10 protein-coding genes are annotated in these 7,946 nt (G+C 55.8%); 5 read left to right on the forward strand and 5 right to left on the reverse strand.

All coding sequences use genetic code 11. The features are described from left to right. From AABZ39_20030 to truA, 4 genes are all read left to right on the forward strand, one after another. On the forward strand, positions 1 to 336 hold a 336-nt coding region (locus AABZ39_20030), incomplete at its 5' end, for a hypothetical protein (protein MEK6797073.1). Between the two features lie 16 nt (positions 337 to 352). After that, positions 353 to 946: an RdgB/HAM1 family non-canonical purine NTP pyrophosphatase gene (gene rdgB, locus AABZ39_20035; GenBank protein ID MEK6797074.1), complete on the forward strand. Its 594-nt coding sequence runs from the start codon at positions 353 to 355 to the stop codon at positions 944 to 946. Positions 947 to 949: 3 nt separating this feature from the next. Further along, positions 950 to 3,073, forward strand: coding sequence for a HEAT repeat domain-containing protein (locus AABZ39_20040; protein MEK6797075.1), 2,124 nt, complete (start codon positions 950 to 952; stop codon positions 3,071 to 3,073). Between the two features lie 7 nt (positions 3,074 to 3,080). Continuing rightward, the gene (truA, locus tag AABZ39_20045; protein MEK6797076.1) at positions 3,081 to 3,830 is read left to right on the forward strand and encodes a tRNA pseudouridine(38-40) synthase TruA; all 750 of its coding nucleotides are present in this window, start codon (positions 3,081 to 3,083) and stop codon (positions 3,828 to 3,830) included. Positions 3,831 to 4,029: 199 nt separating this feature from the next. On the opposite strand, the gene AABZ39_20050 is transcribed toward truA, so the two are convergent. The 5 genes from AABZ39_20050 to AABZ39_20070 form a co-directional block, all read right to left on the reverse strand. Then, on the reverse strand, positions 4,030 to 4,830 hold the full coding sequence (locus tag AABZ39_20050) for an alpha/beta hydrolase (GenBank protein ID MEK6797077.1): 801 nt from the start codon (positions 4,828 to 4,830) through the stop codon (positions 4,030 to 4,032). Positions 4,831 to 4,975: 145 nt separating this feature from the next. After that, on the reverse strand, positions 4,976 to 5,419 hold the full coding sequence (locus tag AABZ39_20055; GenBank protein MEK6797078.1) for a hypothetical protein: 444 nt from the start codon (positions 5,417 to 5,419) through the stop codon (positions 4,976 to 4,978). Between the two features lie 10 nt (positions 5,420 to 5,429). After that, positions 5,430 to 5,681, reverse strand: coding sequence for a hypothetical protein (locus tag AABZ39_20060; protein MEK6797079.1), 252 nt, complete (start codon positions 5,679 to 5,681; stop codon positions 5,430 to 5,432). Further along, positions 5,671 to 6,207 (reverse strand): sigma-70 family RNA polymerase sigma factor, encoded by a 537-nt coding sequence (locus tag AABZ39_20065; protein ID MEK6797080.1) that lies wholly within the window; start codon positions 6,205 to 6,207, stop codon positions 5,671 to 5,673. The genes AABZ39_20060 and AABZ39_20065 overlap by 11 nt, the downstream gene beginning before the upstream one ends. Positions 6,208 to 6,340: 133 nt before the next feature. After that, on the reverse strand, positions 6,341 to 6,961 hold the full coding sequence (locus AABZ39_20070) for a cyclic nucleotide-binding domain-containing protein (protein MEK6797081.1): 621 nt from the start codon (positions 6,959 to 6,961) through the stop codon (positions 6,341 to 6,343). Positions 6,962 to 7,115: 154 nt separating this feature from the next. Between AABZ39_20070 and AABZ39_20075 the strand changes: the two genes are divergently transcribed. Further along, the gene (locus tag AABZ39_20075) at positions 7,116 to 7,841 is read left to right on the forward strand and encodes a hypothetical protein (protein ID MEK6797082.1); all 726 of its coding nucleotides are present in this window, start codon (positions 7,116 to 7,118) and stop codon (positions 7,839 to 7,841) included. The last annotated feature ends 105 nt before the right edge of the window (positions 7,842 to 7,946 follow it).

Genomic DNA, 7,946 nt, shown 5'->3' on the forward strand with positions numbered 1-7,946 from the left:
GAGACGGCGGCGACGGCCGATTTCTTCTGCAGCTACACGAACATCCCGGGCCCCGGGCAGGTCGTCTACGCGGTGTGCGGTCAGGCGAACCCGAACAGCTTCACGATGCAGCCGCTCGGGTCCCAGAACGATTTTTATGCGACAGCGCAGATGCCGATGAGCGGCTATCAGTCTGCGGGCATGCATTTCATCTGTGCATCAAATCATATGTACGCCCTGTATTCACCCAACAGCGGCGGGACATACATCAAGATATGGGTCACATCGATCGACATTGCCGCGCGGGTAACGGTAACGGTACGCTGGGCGGCGGTCGTCGGAAGCAGCAAGCTGTGATCGGGCACCGGAACAGATGATACCATCCGTGATGTTCGCGAGCAGGAATGCCGGCAAGCGCTCTGAGATAGCGCGCCTCCTTACGGGCGTCATCCCCGATGTGCGTATGCTCGATGGCGCTGCCCCCGACGTTGCCGAGACCGGTGAGACGTTCTTCGATAATGCGCTCCTGAAAGCGCGTTCCGCGTTCTCGGTGTATCGCATGCCGTCGCTTGCGGACGACAGCGGCCTTACCGTCGATGCGCTCAACGGCGATCCGGGCGTGCGTTCTGCCCGCTACGCCGGACCGAACGCATCCGATGAGGACCGCGTGAGAACACTGCTCGATGCCATGCGCGGTTTCGGCCATGCACGCCGGTACGCACAGTTCCGCTGTACGCTCGTGCTCATGCTGAGCGATTCGCTCTATGCTTCGTTCGAGGGCATCGTGCACGGGCGCATCATGGATTCGCCGCGCGGGAAGAACGGATTCGGCTACGATCCGATATTCGTGCCGAACGGGTACACGCGTACGTTCGCCGAAATAGAGGCCGATGAAAAGAACTATCTCAGCCACCGCGGCATGGCGGTGCTCAAATGCCGGCGGTTCCTGACCCGGCTTCAGGGATAACGAGTGCATATCGTACGAACCTATCCGAACATATCATCGTACCGCCATTTTGAGGAGTACGTGAAAGAGCTTGCGCGCGACGGGGGATACAATGTCGTGCGCGGACTGACGCTGCTCTATCGGCTGGTGCACTTCAAGGAAGAGCGTATCCTCATCCTGAGGGCGCTCATTGACTGCAAAAAGGAGAAAACGCTCCTTGAAACGCTCGTGGCACTGTCGCATACCGACGATTTGGACGAATTGATCATCATACTGAAGGGGCTGTATCGGTTCTGCGACAATATCTTCTTTCCGCGGCTCTGCGAGCTTATACGGTCAGCAAAGCATGCCGATGTGCTCGTGCACTGCATACGCATACTCGGCAAGCTCGGCCGCCCGGACATACTGTCGGAATTCCATGCACTTTTTGATGCGGAATCGCCCGCGGTGTGCTATGAGATCCTGCATGCTATGCTCCTCATCGGCGAGCCGATGAACGTCCGCGAGCTCGAGGACCGCATCATACGGCATAAGCGCGGCAACCTCTTCCTGAAGGATAAGCGCATCCTTGAAACGTTCGTTATTGTCGCGGCGCATCTGGGCGGCCGTGAGCGTGCGGATGTCCTCACGAAATACCGCTATTATCCGGAAAAGAAGATAGCGCTCCTTGCGGGGAACTATCTTTCGCTCATCGAGCTTGAGCGCGGCGTATTCGAGTCGGAGCGCCGTCGGGCGCGCTATCTTGAAGAGATGTTCACGCTCCTGACCATAGGGAATGCGGTGCCGGAAAAGCCCGCGGAAACACCGAAGCCGGAGCATCGCGAGAACGAGCACGAAGTGACCGAATGGGACATTGCGGCCACCGTGTTCTGCAGGAAATACCGCGACCGTATCCAGGACGATCTTACCGCGTTCATGAAGGCGCATGTGTTCCACTTCGAGAAATACGGGAGCGCCGTGCGTTTTGCCGTTGAGAACTGCGCGCGGCTTTCCATCCCGTATGTCAATGAGCTGCTATGGCAGGTGTACCTGAGCGCGGAGAACAAATATCTTCTCGCCGCCATCCTCGATTCGATCGTCATTGTCGATGTGTCATTCGCCGATAACATCTGCGTACGCCTTGCGGAGGAGATGGTCGATACCGATGCGAAAATGCTCTACGCGCGCATCCCGTATACGATCATACGCCTCAAGAAGGAGCGCTCCATCCGTGACCTTCTCGCGCTCGCCGCGCGTGAACTTCCGCCGGAAAAGGAGGAGACGGTGTTCCGCGCGCTCGCCGATGCGCTCGTGCACAAGGCGTACTATGCGCGGCTTTCGCCCGAGGATGCGGAGCGCGTGAACGCGGTGCTCGATGCCTCGGTGGAGGCGCGAACGCCCAAGGTCCGCGAGATCATCGCACAGATAGCGGCGGGGCTCACGCTGACATCGTATGCGCCGTTCATCATCGCCGAACACCGGCGCGATCCGCTCAATGTGTCGCTCATCACCGCGATGATCGATATGAACGATGGTGCGACCGATGCCGTGCTCGCTTCCCTCGCCGCCGATGAGCGTTATTTCAGCGCCGATGAGAATTATATCCTTACGCTCGTGTTCCAGCATTTCTGCGGCCACAGACTTCCGTCGCCGCCGATACCCTCGGCAGCGGTGGCAAAGCTCATGACGCTCTCGTCCCTCGCCCCGTCGTGCATAACCTATGCCGGCGTGTACGGAATGAAAGAGCTTATCCCGTCCCTCCGGGAGATGCTCGGTAAAACGGCCTATATCTCGGACCTGCGCATCATCGAGGCGCTCGGTATGATGCATGACGCGGAGTCGCTCCCGCTTTTCGCGCGCTATCTCTACCGGAACGACCGCTTGGCCGTCATTGCCGCAGCGAAGGCCATCGATGCGCTATCCACTGCCGACGGTTTCACGGAGCTCCTCAATTTCTGCCTGCAGACGAATATCAGCGACGAGCTTAAGGCGCGCGTCCTGTCGGACGCCACCCCGGTGTTCGACGATGCGCTCGCCGCGATCGGCAAGATAATCGAGATAGCCGAAACGGCGAAGCACCCATCGCTCGTCGATACGCTCATCGATCTGAGGCTCCGTATCGACATCGAGGACCGCATCCATCAGCTCAAGCGCGACCACGGCATCTGACGCATCCATGGCGACGATTCGTCTCACGATAGAGTACGACGGTACCGACTACGCCGGATGGCAGGTGCAGGACAATGCCCGCACGATACAGGGCGAGATAGAGGCGGTACTCGCACGCATGTACAAGCGGGATGTGAGGCTCACCGGGAGCGGCCGCACCGATTCCGGCGTTCACGCGCTCGGGCAGGTCGCTCATTATGCTGTCGATGACCTGTCGGTCCCTGTCGAGCGGCTGCCGCTTGCATTGAACTATCATCTTGAGAGCGATATACGCGTCATCGATGCGGCCATCGCACCGGATGGTTTTCACGCGCGATACAGCGCTGTGTCGCGTTCGTACGTGTACATGATCCACAACAGCCCCATCAGTTCAGCGTTCTATCGCCGCTACTCATGGCTGGTACCCGCACCGCGCTTCGATATACGCCGTTTGAACGCGTATGCCGATCGCTTCCTCGGTACGCATAATTTTACTTCGTTCTGTTCGCTCTCCGACAAAAGCCGGAGCAAGATTCGGAAGATAAAACGCGCATCGTTCACCCGCCGCGGTGATATGCTCTATTTCTTCATCGAAGCGGATGCATTCCTTCATAATATGGTGCGCATCGTGCTCGGTACGATATTATCGCTTTATCGGGATACGCTTCCGCCGGAAACGGTCGATGAGATAATGCTCGCTGAGGACAGGAAGCGTGCGGACATTACCGTGCCGCCGCAGGGGCTTTTTCTGAAGAGGGTGACGTATGGGGAGCGGTGAGGCGCACTCACCCATCCCCCGTGGCGGCTTTGGCCATCCATGGCCGCCGCCAGTAGCGCCGTCCTTGGCGCACACCGCCGCGAAATACGCGGCACCCCCTCTCTCACAGGGAAGTGAGAGAGGGAAGGGGGAAGAGAAGACATGGGCAGTCTCAAGTATAAGCGTTAAAGTGCGCGGATGAACATTATTAGCGAATATATTATCTATTGTTACCGAGCACACGCAGCGCATTGCTGATCCCGATAATGACCGCAGCCGGTTTTATTCGGGGAATGTCATGTGCGCTGTCAACCCAGATAGTGGAAGAGCCCGGGTACATTCTGGCAGTATCTTTTCTGTTCTCGTTGTCGTGATCTATGCGTTCAGAATGCATGGTAAAATACGCGGCGGCATTCATAATGACGACAGGTCCGTTGGTGTATGTTGGAAGTGCCAATACCTCATCTCCAGTGCGGTTCAATTCATTAAGCTCTTCATGTATCGTCTTTGAAGTAAGAGAATAAAATATCCATTTTTCAAACCCGGACCAGTTTGACCACGCGCCCGGGCCCTGCATGGTTTTTGGGTGAGTGGCATCGACGAGTACGAGTGCGCATACTTCTGCCGGATATCGTCGTGCAAAGTACTGCATGTAGAGACCGCCGGCAGAGTGGCCGACAAGAACATAGGGCGGTTTCATGGAAGCCGCACGAAGCAGTATCCGCAATTCTTCGACGATAATGCTCCCGTTCCTCGGTGTTGTTGGAGCGGAGCTCCGCGCATAGCCTGGGCGGTTATGGAAGAATAATGTATTCGAGTTGGTAAAGGCGGGGTATATCTGATCCCAGCAATCCATGTTCGCACCCATGCCATTCTCAAAGATGATCGTGGGATTGCCGTTGCCGCATATGCGGTATTCAACGACACTGCCGGCTTGATCTTTTCTTAATACCGTCTGATAACTTGCGCAAGAATAAAAAACAAGCAACAGGAAAACGGTCAACACACGAGCTTGAAACATTTAGATCTCCATAAATAAACTATTCAAAACGGACCGAGGCTCCCTCCCCTTCTCTCACTCGTGCAACAATGAGGTTGCAGTCGGTGCGAGGCACGGAGGCCGATTTGCACCGGTCTCCGTGAGAGAGGGGAGGGGTGAGTGAGTGTCACTCCACCATCCTCTTCTTTATCGCTCCGCTGAACGGTATCGTGATGAACAGCATAATGGAAAGCGAGTAGAGTATCGATACCATTAAAAGAGCGATCAAAAACCCGGTGATTTTTGATATTTCACTGGTGTTCATACCGATGTGTATACAGCCAAGTGCCGGCATGAATAGACCCGATACGATAGCGAGGCGCTGCATTGTCCCAAAATACGTCAATGAAATTTTCAGTTCTTTGGCTGTTCCTCCTTTCACCGCAGCGGAGAATGCCTTTCCCATCTCGCTTGGAGAATACTGCGTAAGCAGCATGACAAATGTCAGTCCGTATGTACCGAGAGCAGCAGTTATTTGGAAGAGCAACAGTATATTCCCGCCCTCAAGCAGGTATGCTCCAAGTGCCAGTGTAAGTGCTCCGATCAGCGGAATGAAAAATAATCGTTTCATACTGTGCCTCCTATTTTTTCTGTTCTAATGCCTGTTTGTAGTGAGAAAATCCACTTTCCACAGCCGATCGAACTTCCGGCTGTTCCAGTAATCGTGTGTACCCGCGCGCAAGCGGTGATATGTTCGACGGCACAACGAATGCCGCTGCGATGACCGCCGCCGCTGCCGCGTACCCGAGCATGTCCGCGAGAATGAAGGACCTCCGCCTCGGCCGAGCGGTCTCCCGCTTGTAGTGCCGATAGAGCCGCTGTTCAAGTCTCATAGGTCCTCCTCAATCGATCCTTAAGCTTTGTCCGTATCGCATGCACACGATTCTTGACCGTGTGGAGCGGCATTCGGTATATTTCACCGATGCGTCTGTACGGTGCACGTTCACCGAACGCGAGAAACGAGATACCCTGCTCATCAGCAGTAAGTGCGGCGAGGGCTTTTGCCACCTCGCGGTCTTCATCGCGGGCGATAACATCGCGTTCCGTATCCGCGAGCGCACGCACATGTTCAGGGAGTTCGATGTGCGCTAGCCTCCTTTTCCTCACATGGTCGATGCAGTGATTGCGCGCAAGCGTGTATATCCACGTGGAGAACGCGTGCCGTCCGTCGTAGGCGTCGAGCTTTTCGAACACTTTCGCCATCACCTCCTGCGCGAGATCGTCCGCTTCCCGGGCATTGAACGATACGCGGATGAAATACAGTACGCGTCGGTAATATGAGTTCCAGATGCGTTCGAATGCTGCATCCTTCCAGCGCTCCGGATACGCCGCTTTGCAGTACGCTATCGTCAATCGCATGCCGACCTCGATAGTATTATACGGGGGAAGAGCGGGATGGTTTTAAAATACGGGGCCAGCGCTCATGTGAATTTCCCTGTGGGGAGAGAACAGCGGGTTGCAACCCGCTGTTCCGTGAGAAATGGGTGGTCCGTCAGCTCCCTATTTCCCGCTGAACCTTCATGACCTCTATCATCTGATACATGGTGATGATGCCCATTTCCACGAGTATGTTCGGTATGTTCTTATCGACGCCGGTGGCAAGCATCGCTTCATGTTTTTTCCGCGCGCGCTCTATCTCCGATTCGGTGACATAGTTCATTTCGACGAGGAGGTCGGTTATCACATCATAGGTGCCGGTCTTCTCGGGGAGCTTCCTCATCTTGTTCATCTCTTTCTTGAGATGGATGACGTTCTTCTGCATGCTGGTGAAATTCTTCGTCGTCATGCGAAGGCGTTTTGCGAGCACCTTAATGAGCTGCGATGCGATGCCCGCATGCTGCTGGAGGATATTATCGAGGTATTTGCCGGGAAGTTCGGTCACGACGCTGTCCATGAGAACGATGCATGTCGCATTGCGCGGTTCTTCGAGCAATGCCGCCGATTCCCCGACAAATGAGCCCTTTTCGGTGATAATGGCCACTTCCACCTCATCGACGTATATGCCGAGTTTGCCGCCCTGCAGGATATAGACATCGCGGCTGGCATCACCCTGCTTGAAGAGCACTGACCCGCTCGCATATTGTTTCGGCTGGATAACGACGCGTTCGCTCATGCTGTGTCCGTAGATAGGTATTACTCATTACATTTTCGACGCTTTTAAGCGAAAAATTGAGCGGCGATATCCCCGTGAGCCGCTGCCGGCCGGTATCATACTTGTGTCAAGGTTTTTCGATATATTCCGAAAATTCACATTAGTAAGGAAGAACATGAGCACAACGACATCGAATGCCGGTGAACACGGTGCACGCATCGAAGCGCAGCTCGGCCGTGTTGCGCTTTCATTCCTCACCGCCATACCCGGCGGCGGTACTATCGAGGAGCAGTCGCATGACATGCTTTCGTTCCTGAAGAAACTTTCCCGCACGGATGTCTATCGTGACAGGAACAGCGTTACCCTGCATATGATCGAGACCGGTATGCTTGCGGGCGTGTGCCGCGGGCTCTTCGCTTCCGATTCCGGGTTCTCTCAACGTATCGCCGGAGAGAACCGCTTCCATCTCGATGCGAACGGTCTTCTGAATTTCATATCGGTATCGCTTCTCATGCGCGATCTGGTGTATACCAAGGGGCCGATGATCTACGATGCCTACCGATACGACGAGCGGTCATACGATGCGCGGGCGAGGGTGTTCCTCGACGAGACCTATGCGCTCTGCGAAAAGCTCATGCCTTCGATAAGCGACGTGTATTTTTCCATCGTGTTCAAAAGCGTCATCCGCTTCACGCCCGATGATGCGAGCGTCCCCGCCCTTTCGCGCCTCCTCCTCGTGCTCGATCACTTTTCAAAGATGCTCCCGCTCTCCGCTGCCGATGCCCCGCATACGCTGTCCTCTCCCCGGAGCGCGGCCTATATCCTTGCGACGAATGCGTGCTTTTTCGGTCTTGATCCATCGGTCACCGCTGAGCTGGCCGCTTGTGCGGAGGCGTTATGAACGCGATACGCCGCTATCTCCCCTTTGCGGCCGTGCTCGGCTCGCTCGCGACGCTCCTTGCCTTCGAGTATGCGCTCCTCTCCGGCGGCGGACGAAGCGCGGTGC

The organism is Spirochaetota bacterium (genome assembly GCA_038043445.1).
Classification (GTDB): domain Bacteria; phylum Spirochaetota; class Brachyspiria; order Brachyspirales; family JACRPF01; genus JBBTBY01.

Coding starts and splice junctions, on each gene's coding strand:
- AABZ39_20050 (MEK6797077.1), bottom strand. CDS start 4,830: ATGTTTCAAGCTCGTGTGTTGACCGTTTTCCTGTTGCTTGTTTTTTAT.
- AABZ39_20060 (MEK6797079.1), bottom strand. CDS start 5,681: ATGAGACTTGAACAGCGGCTCTATCGGCACTACAAGCGGGAGACCGCT.
- AABZ39_20075 (MEK6797082.1), top strand. CDS start 7,116: ATGAGCACAACGACATCGAATGCCGGTGAACACGGTGCACGCATCGAA.
- AABZ39_20070 (MEK6797081.1), bottom strand. CDS start 6,961: ATGAGCGAACGCGTCGTTATCCAGCCGAAACAATATGCGAGCGGGTCA.
- AABZ39_20065 (MEK6797080.1), bottom strand. CDS start 6,207: ATGCGATTGACGATAGCGTACTGCAAAGCGGCGTATCCGGAGCGCTGG.
- AABZ39_20055 (MEK6797078.1), bottom strand. CDS start 5,419: ATGAAACGATTATTTTTCATTCCGCTGATCGGAGCACTTACACTGGCA.
- rdgB (MEK6797074.1), top strand. CDS start 353: ATGATACCATCCGTGATGTTCGCGAGCAGGAATGCCGGCAAGCGCTCT.
- truA (MEK6797076.1), top strand. CDS start 3,081: ATGGCGACGATTCGTCTCACGATAGAGTACGACGGTACCGACTACGCC.